The organism is Chryseobacterium lacus, from assembly GCF_003336205.1.
Lineage (GTDB): Bacteria > Bacteroidota > Bacteroidia > Flavobacteriales > Weeksellaceae > Chryseobacterium_A > Chryseobacterium_A lacus.
The window spans coordinates 43031-60647 of the sequence record NZ_QPIE01000008.1; the positions used below are offsets into that span (position 1 = coordinate 43031).

Below are 17617 nucleotides of genomic sequence, written 5' to 3' on the forward strand. Positions count from 1 at the left end.
TTATTGTTAGGCATAAAATTGTAATAAATTTAAAGATTATTTACAATTCTGTGAATATTTTCTTTCAAATATTTACTGTCAAGTGATGTGTAATCCCAATTTCAATCCTAACAGTTTTTATCACAAATACCAATTTGCTCTGTACTAACTTTTCGCCTTCGCACGAAAATCCTTCAAAGTATTGGCATACATTTCTTCATAAATAGGAAGAATGTTTTGAAGATCAAACCGAATCGCCTGTGCCTTTGCGTTTTTCTTCATTTTTTCCAGCAGTTTTTCATCGCGCAACAACTTAATTGTATAGTTGGCCATCGCTTCCACATTTCCTACTTCTGCCAGAAAACCGGTTTCACCTTGGATGTTCACCTCGGGAATTCCTCCGGCGTTGGAGCTGATCACGGGAGTATGAGCAGCCATCGCTTCCAATGCGGCAAGCCCGAAACTTTCCTGCTCTGAAGGAAGCAGAAATACATCCGAAAGGTGAAGAATTCTATAAAGATCATTCACCTTGCCCAGCAGTTTTATTTTGTCGATAAGTTCAGGGTTTTCTTCCAGAAACTGGGTTACTTTTTCCATATCCGGACCTTCGCCGATAATGATGAGTTTCGATTTTACTTTCTTATGAACGGCTTTGAAGATTTGTAACACTTCTTCCACACGCTTTACTGGACGAAGATTGGAAACGTGAATCAGTATTTTTTCATCATCGTTTGCAAACTGGCTTCGTTGGCAGTCGTTACATTCTTTGAAATCTTTATTGTCGATAAAATTCGTGATGACTTTTATATCCTTTACAATATTAAAAAATTTCAATGTATCCGCTTTCAGGCTTTCAGAAACTGAAGTAACTGTATCACTTTGGTTGATAGAGAATTCCACTGCGTGCTTGTAACTCGGATGCTGTCCGACAAGGGTAATGTCGGTTCCGTGAAGCGTGGTGACCAAAGGAACATCTTTGCCTTCTTCTTTGAGCATTTGTTTCGCTGTGAACGCTGCGTAAGCATACGGAATGGCATAATGTGCGTGCAGCAAATCCAGTTTATACAGATTCACGACACGGTAAATCATAGAACTCAGCGCAATATCATAAGGCTGATACTGGAAAAGCGGATAGGTCTGAACATTCACTTTATGAAAGAAAATATTGGGATTAGTAATATCCAGTCTTGCCGGAAGATTACTGGAAATAAAATGAACTTCATATCCTTTTTTTGCAAGCGACATGCCCAGTTCCGTAGCTACAATACCGCTTCCACCGTAAGTAGGATAGCAGAGAATTCCTATTTTCATATTCAAAGATTCAATAGAATGGCTCTATGTTATTTTTTTAAAGGTTTGATGTCGACCCCTGCTCCGGCTTTCAGACTGTTGTTCACTGAAACAGGCAGTCTGCCGTGGATTTTTGTTTTGCCTAATATTGCGTCAGCAGCTGCATTCATGGCATCGTCATTATTTTCATACGCAACCAAAACCGAAGGAATTCCCGAAAGATCTACATCTGCAAGACCGTAAGGGGAACCGAAAACGGTAAGGACGACTTTGTGATTTTTACTGACCTGACTCAGGATTTTTTTGCTTTCTGATGATATTTTATAGGGTTTATAAGCTGTGGAATTATCCTTGTGAAATCCGATAATGATTTTAGAATTATTAGGAATCGTGCCAATTTCTGTTGGCTTTTTTAATATGACTCCCGATTTTGATTTCAATTTATCGTAAAAAGTATGATACGGTGCTTCTTCCAAAGGAATATAATAAAAAGGTTCTTCTGATGAAAAGGGGAGAAGGCACTTTTTATTCCAAAGTGCAGTCAGCGCATTGGCGTACATTTTTTCTGATAATTTTTTGTGGCTTTCGTTATTCAGATCACGAATGATATTTTGCGGGTTCACCGGCTGATATTCTGATAATCCGAGAACATATTTTGTCATCAGGATTTTTTTTACACTTTCTTCTAGGCGTTGATGTGAAATCTCTCCTTTGGCAATCGCCTCTTTAATCAGTCTTTTCCCTTCTTTCACGCCATCTGAAAAAAGCATAATGTCATTACCTGCTTTGAAGGCTAATGCATCCAGTTCGCCGGGTTGGTAGCGTTTTGCCACCGCTCCCATATTCAGTGCATCGGTAATAATTAATCCTTTATAGCCATATTTTTCTTTCAGCAAACCGGTAATGATATTTTTGGAAATAGATGCGGGAATTCCTTTCTCATTTTCCAAAGCGGGAACGTAAAGATGGGCGATCATGACACCGCCGATTCCTTTGCTCATCAGTGTTTTGAACGGTGCGAGTTCTACAGATTCCAGTCTTTTTTTGGAATGTGAAACCACGGGCAAATCCAAATGAGAATCTACATCTGTGTCACCGTGGCCGGGAAAATGTTTGATGGCAGCCAGAATTCCGTTTTTTTGCAAACCCTGCGTGTAAGCAAAAGCAGAAGCTACCACATTATCAACTTCAGATCCAAAACTTCTGTTGCCAATGATGGGATTTTTCGGATTGGTGTTGACATCTACAACCGGTGCGAAATTCCAGTGGATTCCCATTCGCGTCGCGTCTTCAGCGATTTTCGCAGATAATTCAGAAATCAAATTTTTGTCCTGAATGGCTCCTAAAGTAATAGCCCAGGGAAATTTATGAGCAGTTGCGATTCTTTGGAATATTCCCCATTCTGCGTCCATTCCGATCAGGAGAGGAATTTTGGACTTTTTCTGGAATTCATTTACCAGAGTGATCAGTTGCTCCGCATTGTCCTGCATCAGAATCAAACCACCAATTTTTTCGCTCTCGACCAGATTTCTGACGGAACTGATGTGCGATGCTCCTTTATTCGTGTAAAACGCAACGATGAAAAGCTGTCCTAATCGTTCATCTTCTGAAAGAGAAAGATACGCTTCATCCACCCAATCTTGTGCTTTTTTGTGTTCTTTCTCGGTGAAGTTGTCCGGAGTATATTGTCCGTGAAACTGAGCTGAAGTGCTTAGCAGGAGTATAAAAGTGAAAATAAATGAGATAAGATTCATTGGAAAAACGATATCAACAAAAATACGATATTTTCCGTGAAGTCTTTCCTTTTTGATAAATTGGTATATGTTTTGAATCGGATGTTTTATAAAATTTATATCAAATGAAAAAATTACTTACTTTATTAATGATGGCTGCTTTCAGCTTTATGATTATTTCCTGTGATACAACACGTGATGATAGGATAGATCAGGACACGTATTCTGTTGTGTACGATCTAGCAAATGTGGATTTCATTTATTCTGCAGCGGACGGGTATACGATTTCCAGAACCATGAATATTTATAATTCTGATGTTCTTTTAATGTATCGCAAAACGGGGACTACCTCAACAGGAGAAGCAGTATGGCAACAGATACCGAAAACAATTTATTTGGCCGGAGGTAATGAACTGGATTATGATTTTGATTTCTCATCAAAAGATTTCGTTATCTATGCCAACGGTAATTACGACATTTCTACTACGCCTCAGTATATCAACGGACAGACATTCAGAATTGTGATTGTACCCGCAAGTTTTGGAACCAACAAAAACGCTCAGGTAGACCACAGTGATTATAACAGTGTCATTAAATACTACAATATTGATGATTCGAAAGCGGTAAAACTTTAATTTTATTCAATTACCGTATAAATAAAAAGAAGCTGTTTCCGGAAAGAAGCAGCTTTTTTAATGGATTGAAAGTAATTTAAAATTAATTTAAAATTATTTCAAATAATCGTCATGCGGAGTATCCAGAAAATGTCCGAAATAATCTTTCTTTACTTTCAGATACCCTTCGTTTTCTTTAGTTGTTTCCATCTGTAATGGAATTCTTTGGTGAAGAATAATGTCACTATTTTTTACAAACCGGATTTTTTCAGGATTATTGGTAATCAGATTGATTTCTGAAATATTCATAAGTTTCAGGATTTCGATCGCTACATCAAAATTCCGGTCGTCCGCAGGAAGTCCAAGATGAAGGTTGGCTTCTACTGTATCCATACCTTTTTCCTGTAACGCATACGCTTTCAGTTTGTTGATTATTCCAATATTTCTCCCTTCTTGTCGAAGATAAATAATGATGCCTCCGTTTTCATGAAGGTATTTCATGGCAGCGTCCAGTTGTTGTCCGCATTCACATTTTTTGGAGTGAAATACTTCGCCTGTGATACATTCCGAATGAAACCTGACATTTACAGGACGTGTAAAATCTGTATTTTCGGCGATAATAGCCATATGCGGCATCCAGTCGTTCTCATTTTCTGAGAAAGCCATCATCCGGAAACTACCATATTCGGTAGGAACATTGGCTTCCGCCTGTATTTTAATCATGGTATAATTTGTTCGCTAAGGAGCTTGGGCAGATGCGGATTCCAATTCAGAAAGATTGGTTTTTAATCTCACGAGATATCTGTTAATAATTTCGTCTTCATCTTTGTTCAGATACTGCCTCAGTCTTTGAATTTTTTTATAAGTTCTTTCGATTTCTCTCAGGTTACGGTTTTTGCCGTTGATGTCATAAGCACCGTAAGCATAAAGATAATTCTGCAAATGTTGTTTCAGCCGGCTTACTTCCAGATTTACCCCGTCGTTCCTGAATTTAGGAAATGTGGAAATCAGATTGGTAATCTCTGCAGCATTCACATTATTCTGCATCGCTTTCCCAAGTCTGCTTTCAAGGGAGCCGGAATCGTTACCTGTAGAAATAGTACTGTTTAGCGGCGACATATTAAATTTTTCCACTGCACAGTTGGTGAGGGTAAAACAAATTATTAAAGCGGAAAACAGTATTTTTTTCATCATTTTGCCTTTTGATAAAGAATCGGGTTCAGGCTTTCGTCGTTGTACATTTTCATTTGTCTGTACACTTTCATTTTCACCTTACCGTTCTCTATATCAGCCAGCAATTGATCTATGGAAGTTGTGAGGTCGTTTTTCTGTTCCAGGAGAACATTCAGTTTTTCCCGGCACTTGCTGCGGTGTTCATCCGTAGCGGTTTCCCGACAGGCTTCCAAAGCCATATGGTATACTTTTAATGCTAAAATGGACAACCGGTCCACTGCCCAGGCAGGGGTTTCCGTGTTGATCTTGGCATTATTATCTGGAGTAACATTTTCGTATTTTGTAAGAAACCAACTGTCTATAAACTCTACAAGATCAGTTCTTTGCTGGTTGGAAGCGTCTATTCTTCTTTTAATTTTCAACGCTTCTTCAGGTACAATTTTTTCATCACGTATGATATCTTCTAAATGCCACTGAACGGTATCGATCCAGTTTTTTGCATACAAAAGATGTTCCAAACTTTCCTTTTGGAAAGGGTTGTTCGCCGAAGTATCAACATCATCTGCGAGATGATAATCCGTTATCGCCTGATTGAAAATTTCCCAGGCAGTTTCTGAAAAAGCCTTCATCAATAGCGTGATTAATTGCTGTTTTCGGTATTTCCTTGCGGATTTTCCGGTTTCTTTTTGTCGTCCTCTTTCACGGCATCTTTAAATTCTTTGATGCCGGAGCCCATTCCTCTCATTAGTTCCGGAATCTTTTTTGCCCCGAAAAGAACAATGATGATCAGTGCTATGATCAATATTTCTTTAAATCCTAATCCCATCTCAGTACTATTTTATTTGCAAATTTAGATTATTTTTAGTTAATCCAGCCTAGTGGATCCATGGGTTGAAGTGTCTTTCCATTCCAGATCTGAAAATCCAGGGTATAGGTGCCATCGAAATCTTCGCCTATCACACCGATTGGTGTTCCTGCAGATACCTGTTGGTTCAGTTTTACGGAAACGCTGGAAAGGTTGGCATATACGGTAAAATAATCGCCGTGCTTTACGGTCACGAAACGGGATCCGTCGGACGAAAGGTTTATTTTTGAAATCACGCCGGGGAAAATGCTCTTGGCTGTCGTGCCTTTGCTTACCGCTATTTTGATTCCAATATTATCTTCTACAATATTTTTGAAAACCGGATGCGCCTGTCTCCCAAATCTGTGTGTTATTGTTCCATACGCCGGCATGGTCATTCTGCCACGGTTTTGGGCAAAGCTCTCTGCCGCATTGGAAGATACCCCGAAGCTGGTCATGGCTTTGGTATCAGCCGCTTTTTTATCCGCTTCTTTTTTTCGGTCGAGTTCTGCTTCTGCGGCTTTCGCAGCGGCCAGTTTTTCATTGGCAATTCTTGAGCGTTCCGCTGCTTCTGCCGCTTCTTTAGCAGCAGCCTGTCTTCGCGTTTCGTCTCTTGCTGTGGCGGCACTTTTCGCGGCTTCTTCAGCTCTTTTCTTTTCTTCAGCTTCTTTTTTAGCCATTAAATCTGCGGCTTTCTTCGCCTCTGCCTCCGCTCTAAGCCTTTCTTTTTCAAGTGCTTCTGCTTTTGCCTTATTTTCAGCATCTATTTTGGCTTTCTCGCGGGCGGCAGCTTCTTTGGCCAAGCGGATTTTTTCTGCTTCCGCTTTTTTTCGGGCTTCTTCTTCCGCTTTGGCTATTCGCATTTCTTCAGCAATGATAGAGCGGATTTCGCCCTCCAGTTTTCTGGATTGGGTTTGTTTCTGCTTCAGTTCGGCAGTGAGGGTATTTTCATTCTTTTTAAATTCAGCCAACAGTTTTTCTTTCTGTTGTTTTTCAACATTAATCGTTGTGATTTCCTTTTGCTGATTGGCCAGAAGGATTTCTTTCTGCTGCACCGATTTGGATCTTTCCTCAATGGATCTCTTCAAAAGATCAGCAGCCTGAGAGATCTTGGCTGCCTGTTTGTCCTGATAATCGGAATAAAAGCGTAAATACTGGACTCTTCGTATGGCTTCTCCCAGATTTCTGGAAGAAAGGATGAAAGTGACTTTGTTTTTGAGATCCCGGTTTTTATAAGCATTCACGAGTACCTTGGCATAGTTTTGCCGCAAAACCGCCAACTCACGGTTTTGCCTGTTGATTTCTAACTGACGAAGATAAATGTCATCTTCAATAAATCGTTTTTCCTTTTGTGTATTTTGGTAAACTTTTTCGCGGAGTTCTATTTTTTTCTTTACCCCTTCCAGATAGGCAATGGAAAGACGGGATTCACTCCGGGTTTTGGCAAGTTGTGAATTGATGCCGGCAATTTGTTTTTTTAATTCTGCATTCTGTTGTTGCAGCTGTTCTTTTTTTTGGCCAAATAAAATTCCGAACAATAAAACAGCACCTACAAGACCAATTTTTTTCATCATCAGATTTCTATTTTCTTATAACTTCCGGGAACGGAAAAAGGAGTGTTAATTTTGGAATCATCAAATTTCGTGTTTTCCAGCATAATTTGTCCTGCTTTTGCCCCTTTTATAATTATTTTAACATTTTTTGGCAAACGGTAATTCCGGAAATTTTCCCAGTTGTCGTACCGGACTTCCAGTGCATCTGCCGATTGAGTATCCTGCATGACCACCTGTATCAAATCGTAATTATTAGCATAATGTAATTCCACCTGATATTCCCTGACGCTTCCGTTCGATTCCATTTTTTGATTGATCACTGATGCCATTTTATACCCGGACGTGGTTTTCGTGAGCATGAATTCTCTGCTACTGATTCTGATAAACGTTCTTCCCATCAGTAGTTTTTCCAAGCTTTTATAGTTGATGAAATTGGTGTTCAGCAGGCTGTTGAGGTAGTCGAAATCTGAATCAATATACGTTTTGTCAGCCCTGTTGAAGGCTTTGATGCCGTTTGGAGTTGCAATACCACGGGCAACATTGATAAAGAAAGCGGTAAGATTCATCCAGACCTTTTGGTTGTTTTCGATATAGATTGTCGCATCCAGCGTAGGAAGGTAAGTTTTGTCGGTTTCAACACTCAGTTTGCTGGAGATTTTTACCTGCTCAAATTGAGGCGGCAACAGCACATTTTCATAAAAAACGAGATCAGCATTCATCGGTTTGCTGAGATCTTTGGGAAGATTCATCGCCAGGCTGTCGGCAGCACTGTCAGTTTCTACCGCTTTTTTGGCTTTGCACGACCCAAGAAAAAGGGCTGCAAGAAGGATGAGTACTGGTATTTTCATCTGATGGTGAGTTGTTATAAGACTGATGGGTAGAGGCTTTACAATATTAACGCCAAACCACACAAAATGTTTTGTGTGGTTTTTGGTAAAAAAAGTATTTTTTCAAAGAAGGTTAAGCCTTAGAATGAAAGTCCAGCACAGAAAAATCACCCAACGAGATTTCCCTCGAAACTCCAAAATACTGAGCAGAATTTCCGATCATAGAATTGTTGAGGTTTCCGTGGTCAATCAGGGTGTTTTCCTGAATGAGGGAGTTCTGAATGTTTGAATTTTCAATCCGGGTTCCGTTTCCGAGAGATACACATGGGCCAATTTTTGAATTTTTAACGACCACATTTTCACCTATAAAACAAGGCTGGATAATCAGACTGTTCTCAATTTTTGCTGTATCGGGAAATATCATAAATTCATGTCTTTCATAGTCCAGGATTTTTCCGTTGGTTTCCACGGTCGCATTTTTATTGCCGCAATCCATCCAGTCGTCCACTTTTCCCAAAGAAAATTTAGCGCCTTTTTCGCGGAGATTCTCTAGAGCGGTGGTCAGCTGATATTCGTTCCCTTGCTTGATATCATTCTTCATGATATAGTTAATTTCCTCCATTAATTTTTCCGCTGAACGGAAATAATAAATTCCGATAATCGCCAAATCCGAAACGAAATCTTTCGGTTTTTCTATAAAATCGGTGATGAACCCGTAATCGTCTAATTTCACCACCCCAAAAGCTGACGGATCCTCTACTTTCTTTACCCAGATGACCCCGTCTGAATTTTTGTCCAGATCGAAATCTGCACGGAAAAGCGTATCGGCAAAGGCAATCACTACATCTCCCTGCATGGATTCTTCGGCACATTTGATGGCGTGTGCAGTTCCCAAAGGTTCATCCTGAACATAAATGCTGCCTTTTGCGCCCAGTTTCTCGGCGATCTGAAGCAGTTTTTCTTCTACTTCGCATCCAAAATCACCAATAATAAAGGCAATTTCTTCAATAGGTTCTCCGGCCACTTTTGCGATATCTTCTACAAGACGTTGCACAATGGGTTTGCCTGCAATAGGAATCAGGGGTTTAGGAACGGTGAGGGTGTGAGGTCTCAGTCTGGATCCTCTTCCTGCCATAGGGACAATAATTTTCATGAACTTGAATAAATATTAATAAGTTATTAGAATTTTAATGAATTGAGGTGCTTCCGAAGCCTCCTGTACCGCGCTGCGATTCTTCCAGAACCGAGGTTTCTTCCCAGGTAGCACACTCGTGCCGGGCAATCACCATCTGTGCAATTCTGTCGCCGTCTTTCACAGTAAATTCGGTATCGGAAAGATTGATTAAAATCACCCCGATTTCGCCACGGTAATCTGCGTCAACCGTTCCCGGAGCATTCAGAACCGTGATTCCGTTTTTCAACGCCAGGCCACTTCTGGGGCGGATTTGCGCTTCAAAGCCTTCAGGCAATTCGATAGAAAGTCCTGTCGATATTAGTTTTCTCTGCAACGGTTTCAGCGTCACCGGTTCCTCCAGATCTGCGTACAGATCCATTCCGGCGGCACATGGCGTCTGGTATTTCGGGAGACTGTGTTTTGATTTATTGATGATTTTTATGTTCATTTCTTTATTTTATTTAACATCCTTGTGGGGATCAGCTTTTGGTTGATAATAAAAACCGCTGCTAAAACTAAGAAGATTATATTTCCCAGCAAAATGTATTGTTTCAAATTTTGGTAATATGCCAATGCAACTACGATGGTGATTAAAATAATGACGGTATTCCTGTAAAAATGATAAGGAATCGGGAATCTGGCCTGTCCCCAAATCAGAGAAATCATCATCATGACAAAATACGCAGCTAAAGTAGCCCAAGTGGAGGCCCAATATCCAAATTGGGGAATAAAGACCACATTAATCACAATGGTTACCGCAGCTCCTGCCACAGAAATATAAGCACCATACACCGTTCTGTCCGTCAGCTTATACCACACCGAAAGATTCAGATAAATTCCGAGAAAAAGTGTTGCTATAAACAGAACCGGAAGAATATCAATGCCTATAAAATACGCCGGATTTCGAAGATACAGTGGGGCGAGCCAACTCAAATTTACCGTCAGAAATAAGATGATAAGACAGTTGGCCGTGATGAAAACATCCATCAGTCGGGCATAGGTCGCCCTTGAATTTTCATTTTTAGAATGACTGAAGAAGAAAGGTTCAACTCCCAAAACATACGCCTGTTTGAAGAGCAAAACAAAGGTGACAATTTTTGTTACTCCTCCATAAATTCCTAACTGTTCCTGCGCAATACCGTCGGGTAACAGGAATTTGAGGAACTGCCGGTCCAGGGTTTCATTCACAATTCCGGCCAAGCCTGCAAACATAATAGGGAGCGAATATTTCAGCATTTTCTTCCAAAGTGTTGGGTCAAAATGTCGGATTCTGGCTGCGAAAACCTCACCGCTCAACAGAAGGAAAGTCACTGCGCTTGCGATAAGATTGGCAACAAATACATATCCGATTCCAAATTCCGGGCTGTATTTCAAGCCTAAAATTCCTTGCGGAAAAGAGGGGAGTATCTTAATGAAAAAGATCACCAGACAGAAATTGATGATGCCATTGATGGTTTTAATGACAGCAAATTTCAGCGGCCTTTCCTGTTTCCTCAGGATAACAAAAGGCATTGCCGAAAAAGCATCCAGTGCCAGAATCATCACCAAAAGAGAAAGCAGGTGAACCTGATCCGGAGTTTTGAAGGCTACCGCAAGCGGTTCCCGGAAAGCCAATCCCAAAATAAGGAAAGAAAGTGCTGCGAAAAGCACACTGAAAAAGGCGGTGGAGATCAGTTTCTTGCTGTCCTTTTCATCCAGCGCAAAACGGAAAAACGTGGTTTCCATACCATGCGTCAGCAACACGATGATGATTCCCGCCACCGAATAAAAATCTGCGTACGGCGCATAAGCCGTCGGCCCGAAAGCCTCGAAAATGTAAGGACTTAAAATAAAAGGAAACAGCCGGATAATAATGGTTGTCAGTCCATACATCGCCGTCTGCCCGAACAGTTTCTTATACAATTTCTGATTTTTTGATTCCGCAAAGGTAAAAAAATAGAGGTGAGTTCGAAGCCTGTTTAAAATTAATCGATAAAAACAAACAGGTCTGTGAAAACATTATCCCTTCCAATCATTTGTCTTTAGCGCAAATTCAGTTAAATTTGTAGAAATGAAACCCGTCTGTCATCAGTATCCGAAAGCTGATATTTTGACATTTGAAATCTGTTAAATATGAAAATCTTAATTAAAAATGCCACCATCGTCAATGAAAATAAGCTTTCTGAAAGTGATCTGCTTATTGAGAACGATATCATTTCCCGCATTGCGAAAAATATTTCTGAAGATGAAGCGGATCAGATTATTAATGCTTCAGGGAAATATCTGATGCCCGGCGTTATCGACGATCAAGTGCATTTTCGTGAACCGGGACTCACGCACAAAGGCGACATCGAATCCGAAAGCCGCGCTGCTGTTGCCGGTGGGGTCACTTCCTACATCGAACAGCCGAATACGGTTCCCAATGCCGTTACTCAGGAACTTCTGGAGGAGAAATATCAAATTGCTGCGGGGAAATCGTTTGCGAATTATTCATTTTCTATGGGCGGAACGAATGATAATCTGGAGGAAGTCCTGAAAACCAATCCCCGAAATGTCGCCGCCGTCAAGCTGTTTCTGGGTTCTTCAACAGGAAATATGCTGGTGGATGATCCCGACACTCTGGAGGAGATCTTTTCTAAAGTGAAAATGCCGCTCTGTGTTCACTGCGAGGATGAAAAAACCATCCGGGAAAATACTGAGGAATACAGAAAACAGTACGGCGATGATATTCCCGTGAAGTTCCATCATCTGATTCGAAGCGCTGAAGCATGTTATCTTTCGTCTTCCAAAGCAGTGGAGCTGGCCAAGAAAACCGGAGCGCGGCTTCACATTTATCACGTGTCCACCGCTCGGGAAACCGAACTTTTCAGAAATGATATTCCTTTAAAAGAGAAAAAAATAACGGCTGAGGTGTGTGTGCATCACCTTTGGTTCACCAACGAAGATTATGATACGAAAGGTTCGCTGATTAAATGGAACCCGGCAGTAAAAACAAATGAAGATAAAGAAGGCTTGTGGAAAGCGCTTCAGGACGGCAGAATCGATGTGATTGCCACCGATCATGCGCCGCACACTTCGGAAGAAAAAGATCAGGTGTATACGAAATGTCCGTCGGGAGCGCCGCTGGTGCAGCATTCTTTGGTAGCGATGCTGGAAATGCATGCCCGTCGCAGGATTTCTCTGGAAAAGATCGTGGAGAAAATGTGTCACAATCCGGCGATTATTTTTGAGATTGAAAAACGGGGATTTGTCCGGGAAGGGTATAAAGCGGATCTGGTTCTGGTCGATCTGGACTCGAAATGGACAGTTTCCAAAGACAATCTGTTGTACAAATGTGGCTGGAGTCCTCTGGAAGGAACCGAATTTTCCGCCAAAGTAACCCACACTTTTGTGAATGGATACTTAGCTTATGAGAACGGAAAAGTATCAGAGGAGAAAAGAGGGGAACGGCTGTTGTTTGACAGGCCCATCAGGTAAATTTTACACTGTAATTTCTGTTCATTTAGTGATCCGCTGATGGATCTAAACATATAAATTCGAGGAGCCAAATCCAAGAAAGTTGAAGAATTCATGGAATGAAATCCAAGAAAGTTGCAAAATTTAAAACCTGAACAGTCTCTGGAAACTTACCCTAAAGTGCTCTGCAGGTTATTTCGCCGAAAAATGTTGAAGATTTTTTGTTGTAAATGAAACAATTCACATAAAATAACGTCTAATACTTACAAATCAACGAATACTATGTTTAAGAAAAAGATTCTGATGCTTTTTGCCGCTGCGGTCATGTTCTCTGCTCAGGCGCAGGACTACCAATGGAAAGAAGCAAAAAGTGGCGGTTACACGTATAAATATGTAACCAATGATCCCACGCAGGCCCGTTTTTATACTTTGAAAAACGGACTGACAGTTATTCTGAGCCCTACAAAAAAGGATCCCAGAATTCAGGCGTATGTGGCAACCAAAGCCGGAAGCAAAACCGATCCTGCCACCAATACAGGACTGGCCCATTATTTAGAACACATGCTTTTTAAAGGAACCGATAAGTACGGTTCTTTGGACTGGGCGAGAGAAAAAGTGGAGCTGGACAAAATTGATGCCCTGTATGAGCAGTACAACAAAACCAAAGACGAAACGAAAAGAAAGGCGATCTACAGACAGATCGATTCTATTTCCGGAGTAGCTTCTAAGTTTGCTATTGCCAATGAGTACGACAAAATGATGTCGGCGATGGGCGCACAGGGAACTAACGCGTGGACGAGCTTTGAAGAAACGGTGTATACCGACGATGTTCCGGCCAGCTCACTGGATAAATATCTCGCCGTGCAGGCTGAGCGTTTCCGCAATCCACAACTTAGGATTTTCCATACCGAGCTGGAAGCCGTTTACGAAGAGAAAAACAGATCGCTGGACAGCGACGGATCTAAGGTTTTTGAAACGCTGTTTTCCAATCTTTTCCAAAATCACAATTACGGAAAACAAACCACCATCGGAACAGTAGAACATTTGAAAAACCCTTCGCTGGTGGAAATCCGCAAGTATTTCAACACCTATTATGTGCCTAACAATATGGGTATCGTGATGTCGGGAGATTTTAATCCGGATGAAACGATTGCCAAAATTGATAAAGCGTTTTCCTACATGCAATACAAACCCATTCCGAAATACACCTTCCAGCCGGAAGTTCCTTTCACTGCACCGGTGATCAAAGAAATTACAGGCCCGGATGCAGAAAGTATTTCTATTGGTTTCAGGTTGCCGGGAAATAAAGATAAAGATGTATTGTTGGCAGATTTGGTTGGTTCTATTTTAACCAACGGAAAGGCAGGACTTTTAGATTTGAATCTTGTTAAAAAACAAAAACTTCTGAGAGCAAGTGCTTTCACGTACACGCTTCAGGATCACGGTGTTCTTTGGCTGAGTGCTGCACCGACCACCGGACAGTCCCTGGAAGAGGTGAAAACGCTGGTATTACAGGAAATCGAAAACTTAAAAAAAGGAAACTTTGATGCAGATTTGTTGCCTTCCATTGTGAACAATATCAAAAAACAGAAAATTCAGGAGACTGAGAAATACGGCGACCGCGCTTCAAGCCTAGTCAATGCCTTTACTTCCGAACTCGATTGGAAAGATCAGGTAGCCTATGTGAACGACCTTTCTAAAATCAAAAAAGAAGATGTGGTGGCTTTTGCCAATAAATATCTGGGCAATAACTATGTGGCGGTTTTGAAGAGAAAAGGCGAGAATAAAAACCCTCAGAAAATAGAAAAGCCTTCCATCACGCCTGTAGAAACGAATGCCGACAAGCAGTCTTCGTTTGTGAAAATGATTAACGACATGCCGAATACGCCTTCGCAGCCGGTGTTTTTGAATTTTGACAAGGACATTCAGAAGTCTAAAATCGGAAAAGCAGAAGTGCTCTACGTTCCGAATACGGATAATCAGCTGTACAGACTCAGATACCGTTACAAAATCGGTTCTCTGAATGATCTGAAGCAGCCTTTGGCTGCACAGTATATTCAGTTTTTGGGAACAGATAAGAAGTCTGCAGAAGATATTTCCAAAGAGTTTTATAAAATCGCTTCCAGTTTCAGCGTTTCTACCGGTGAGGAATATACCACCGTCAATATTGAAGGATTGCAGGAAAATTTTGATCAGGCAGTGAAATTATATGAAGACCTGGTACTGAACGCAAAACCAAGCGAAGAAGCATTGGCTGCTCTGAAAGCCAGAATCGCAAAGTCCAGAAAAGATGCGAAAGCCAACAAAGGTGCTATTCTGAACGGGCTTACGAGCTATGCCCTATACGGTCCTAAGAATAAATTCAACAACACCCTTTCTGATGCCGAACTGAACGCCGTTACTGCACAGGAATTGGTGGACAGAATGAAAAACCTGAATAATTACGAGCAGACGGTGATTTATTACGGCCCTGAATCGCTGAAAAACCTGACGGCCAAACTCGGATCCCTTCATAAGGTGCCTGCCAATTTTGCGGTTGCCGCACCTGCGAAAACGTTCAAACAGCAGGCCCAGAGCAAGAATCAGGTGCTTTTCACTGATTATGATATGGTACAGGCAGAAACCCGCTGGATCCGGAATACTACAGCGTACGATCCTGCGCAAACCACTTTGGTGAACGTGTTCAACAATTACTTCGGTGGCGGTATGGGGTCTATTGTATTCCAGACCATCCGCGAAAGTAAGGCTTTGGCCTACAGTACTTACGGGTATTACGTGCAGCCTCAGAAAAAATCCGATCAGTATTATATGATGAGCTATGTAGGTTCACAGGCCGATAAATTTGGTGATGCCGTAGGAGCTATGAACGAACTGCTGACCAAGATGCCGGAACTTTCCGACAATCTGGAACTGGCCAAAAGCCAGGTGAAGAAAGACATCCAGACTGAACGTGTGATGCAGGACGACATTATTTTCCGTTATCTCGCAGCGCAGCAGCTTGGATTGAAAGATGACATTCGCAAGGAGATGTACACCAGCGTTGATAAAATTACGATGGCTGATGTAAAGAAATTTCACACCACCCATTTCAGCGGTAAGCCGTACACTTACGCGCTCGTTGCTTCTGAAAAAAATGTGAAAATGGACGATTTGAAAAAGATAGGCGAAGTAAAGAAAATCTCCCTGGAGGAACTTTTCGGTTACTAAAAACTGCATCCTTTTATAAAGCGCCCTGAAACGGACTCTGACAAGAGCGGTTTCAGGGTTTTTTTGTGACCTTTTTCAATCACAAAAACGTAAAGGAGACAGGAAGGAGATAGGGAGATTCCCTGACTTTTGATCCACCTAAGACCGGGTCTAATTTTCTGAAAACAATCAACGATATTTAACCTTCGTATTTAGGTTGTGTTGTGTGAAGCCGGCCATCGTGCCCTCGTATTTTGCCGCAGAATCTGAATAAGTTCATTATTTTTATCAAATGTTATCTAGATCACTTCTTTTCCGTAATGATATCCCAATGTAAACTGAAAATATTTATCAGAAAAATTCATAAAAAGATGCGTATTTTGTATGTGTTAAAATTTCTTAATATTGCCCAAGAATTCCTGATCTGCATTCTCTTTTCCCGCTCAAGAGTAGGTATAATTATTTAAAAAACAAGGAATTGCATTTATTTTATTAATTTTAACACTTATTGTTGCTTATTTAAAATATATGCGTACATTTGGGTGTTACCTGCAAGCTGAAAACAAAAATCCGTTTTAAGAGATGAATGAAATATTGATAAAAATATTACAAGAAAAATATCATATCGAAACGAACTTGATTTCTAAACTGCGAGGTGGTTGGGCTTCCTTAGCTTATAAAATTGAAAGTGGAAATGGAAAATTTTACTTTTTAAAAGTTTACGAAAAAAGTAGAAAATCGACATCTTATTTAACTGAACATATAGATATTTATCTTCCAATAGTGAATTGGATTGAGAATCAAACGTCACTTAACGGAAAAATAATTCGATTAGTTAAAACTCAATTCGGAAATTTAAAGTGCGAAGATGAAAATTATCTCTACATTTTGTTTGATTACATTGATGGAGAAACAGTTGCGGAACAGAATTTGACAGAAGAACAAGTCATACAATTAGCCGAAATTGTTAGTCAACTACATAATTTAAAAGATTTTCCTTTTGATGTTGAACAGATTTCTGAAACATTTGAGCTTTCGTTCATCTCTAAATTATTGGATTGGACGGAAAGAAAATTTGATGATTTAAAAGCTGATATCCAGGAGGTTTTAAAACCCAGTATTTTAACTATTAAAAATCAAGTGAATGAATGGAATAACTTGTCCGAATTTTTAAAAGGACAGAGTTTGAAGAATTGTTTATGTCATACAGATATCCATCATTGGAACATCATCTCTGACAAACAGCAATTGTATCTTATAGATTGGGAAGGGATAACGTTTGCACCACCCGAGGCAGATATATTCGGCTTTTACGAGCAACCATATTTCAATTCGTTTATGAAGAGATATTATGAACTCAATCCCGATTATCAAATAAACGAAAGTACATTACGCTATTATCAGATAAGCAGAAAACTTCAAGATATTTTTGAATTCATTGAACAACTACAATTTGATAAACTTAATTTGGAAGAATATGAAACCAATTTGAATTATTTAAGGAAAGAAGTTGATAAAATAGCAACCTAAAAATATATACATTTCAAAAAAACCAGCCAGCAGGTAACAAGGATTTTGCAAGAGAGCGGGTTAAGTGCTTCGTATGAAACTTTTTGCTAAATTTGTAGTTCGGTTCTTCGATAGAGCGTTTGTGCATAAAATCCGCTCCCTCGCAAAGCCCCGAACCATTGTACGACATAGTAAAACCGAACCAAACAAAATGAAAGTCAGAGAAGAAAAGTTAAGAACAATTATAGAATGGTCGGAGAAAAACGAAGATGTAAGAGTTCTTCTTCTGACAAGTTCACT

General features: G+C 40.4%; 15 protein-coding genes and 1 pseudogene. 5 read left to right on the top strand and 11 right to left on the bottom strand.

The features are described 5' to 3' along the window. Positions 1-144: 144 nt before the first annotated feature. Together bshA and DQ356_RS10825 are read right to left on the bottom strand one after the other, a co-directional pair. The gene (bshA, locus tag DQ356_RS10820; RefSeq protein ID WP_114304519.1) at positions 145-1290 is read right to left on the bottom strand and encodes an N-acetyl-alpha-D-glucosaminyl L-malate synthase BshA; all 1146 of its coding nucleotides are present in this window, start codon (positions 1288-1290) and stop codon (positions 145-147) included. Between the two features lie 29 nt (positions 1291-1319). Next, positions 1320-3023 carry a glycoside hydrolase family 3 protein gene (locus tag DQ356_RS10825; RefSeq protein ID WP_114304520.1) on the bottom strand — a complete coding sequence of 568 codons (1704 nt, stop codon included), beginning with the start codon at positions 3021-3023 and terminating at the stop codon, positions 1320-1322. Positions 3024-3127: 104 nt separating this feature from the next. Here DQ356_RS10825 and DQ356_RS10830 point away from each other — a divergent pair, with 104 nt between their 5' ends. Beyond that, entirely contained in the window at positions 3128-3637 is a 510-nt protein-coding gene (locus tag DQ356_RS10830; protein ID WP_114304521.1) for a hypothetical protein, read from the top strand. 93 nt (positions 3638-3730) lie between these two features. On the opposite strand, the gene ribA is transcribed toward DQ356_RS10830, so the two are convergent. The 9 genes from ribA to DQ356_RS10875 all read right to left on the bottom strand — a co-directional run bounded on the left by ribA (position 3731) and on the right by DQ356_RS10875 (position 11089). After that, entirely contained in the window at positions 3731-4339 is a 609-nt protein-coding gene (gene ribA, locus DQ356_RS10835) for a GTP cyclohydrolase II (protein ID WP_114304522.1), read from the bottom strand. Positions 4340-4354: 15 nt separating this feature from the next. Continuing rightward, positions 4355-4810: a hypothetical protein gene (locus DQ356_RS10840; protein WP_228420715.1), complete on the bottom strand. Its 456-nt coding sequence runs from the start codon at positions 4808-4810 to the stop codon at positions 4355-4357. Further along, positions 4807-5418 carry a DUF4254 domain-containing protein gene (locus tag DQ356_RS10845; RefSeq protein ID WP_114304523.1) on the bottom strand — a complete coding sequence of 204 codons (612 nt, stop codon included), beginning with the start codon at positions 5416-5418 and terminating at the stop codon, positions 4807-4809. Before DQ356_RS10845 ends, DQ356_RS10840 begins: the two co-directional genes overlap by 4 nt. Positions 5419-5429: 11 nt before the next feature. After that, positions 5430-5615, bottom strand: a complete 186-nt coding sequence (locus DQ356_RS10850) for a twin-arginine translocase TatA/TatE family subunit (RefSeq protein ID WP_114304524.1) — start codon at positions 5613-5615, stop codon at positions 5430-5432. A 35-nt stretch (positions 5616-5650) separates the two neighbouring features. Further along, entirely contained in the window at positions 5651-7207 is a 1557-nt protein-coding gene (locus DQ356_RS10855; RefSeq protein ID WP_114304525.1) for a peptidoglycan DD-metalloendopeptidase family protein, read from the bottom strand. Next, positions 7207-8034: a DUF4292 domain-containing protein gene (locus tag DQ356_RS10860; protein WP_114304526.1), complete on the bottom strand. Its 828-nt coding sequence runs from the start codon at positions 8032-8034 to the stop codon at positions 7207-7209. Before DQ356_RS10860 ends, DQ356_RS10855 begins: the two co-directional genes overlap by 1 nt. 112 nt (positions 8035-8146) lie before the next feature. After that, positions 8147-9166, bottom strand: coding sequence for a sugar phosphate nucleotidyltransferase (locus DQ356_RS10865; RefSeq protein ID WP_114304527.1), 1020 nt, complete (start codon positions 9164-9166; stop codon positions 8147-8149). A gap of 34 nt (positions 9167-9200) precedes the next feature. Continuing rightward, positions 9201-9635: a dUTP diphosphatase gene (gene dut, locus DQ356_RS10870; RefSeq protein WP_114304528.1), complete on the bottom strand. Its 435-nt coding sequence runs from the start codon at positions 9633-9635 to the stop codon at positions 9201-9203. After that, positions 9632-11089 carry a lipopolysaccharide biosynthesis protein gene (locus DQ356_RS10875; RefSeq protein WP_114304529.1) on the bottom strand — a complete coding sequence of 486 codons (1458 nt, stop codon included), beginning with the start codon at positions 11087-11089 and terminating at the stop codon, positions 9632-9634. The genes dut and DQ356_RS10875 overlap by 4 nt, the downstream gene beginning before the upstream one ends. 210 nt (positions 11090-11299) lie before the next feature. On the opposite strand from DQ356_RS10875, the gene DQ356_RS10880 reads away from it, so the two are divergent. The 4 genes and pseudogenes from DQ356_RS10880 to DQ356_RS10895 form a co-directional block, all read left to right on the top strand. Next, entirely contained in the window at positions 11300-12643 is a 1344-nt protein-coding gene (locus DQ356_RS10880; RefSeq protein WP_114304530.1) for a dihydroorotase, read from the top strand. Positions 12644-12904: 261 nt separating this feature from the next. Then, on the top strand, positions 12905-15829 hold the full coding sequence (locus DQ356_RS10885) for a M16 family metallopeptidase (protein WP_114304531.1): 2925 nt from the start codon (positions 12905-12907) through the stop codon (positions 15827-15829). Positions 15830-16390: 561 nt separating this feature from the next. Beyond that, a complete protein-coding gene (locus tag DQ356_RS10890; RefSeq protein WP_114304532.1) occupies positions 16391-17338 on the top strand; it encodes an aminoglycoside phosphotransferase family protein in 948 nt (315 codons plus the stop codon). A 190-nt stretch (positions 17339-17528) separates the two neighbouring features. Then, positions 17529-17617: pseudogene (locus DQ356_RS10895) on the top strand (aminoglycoside adenylyltransferase); the annotation flags it as partial.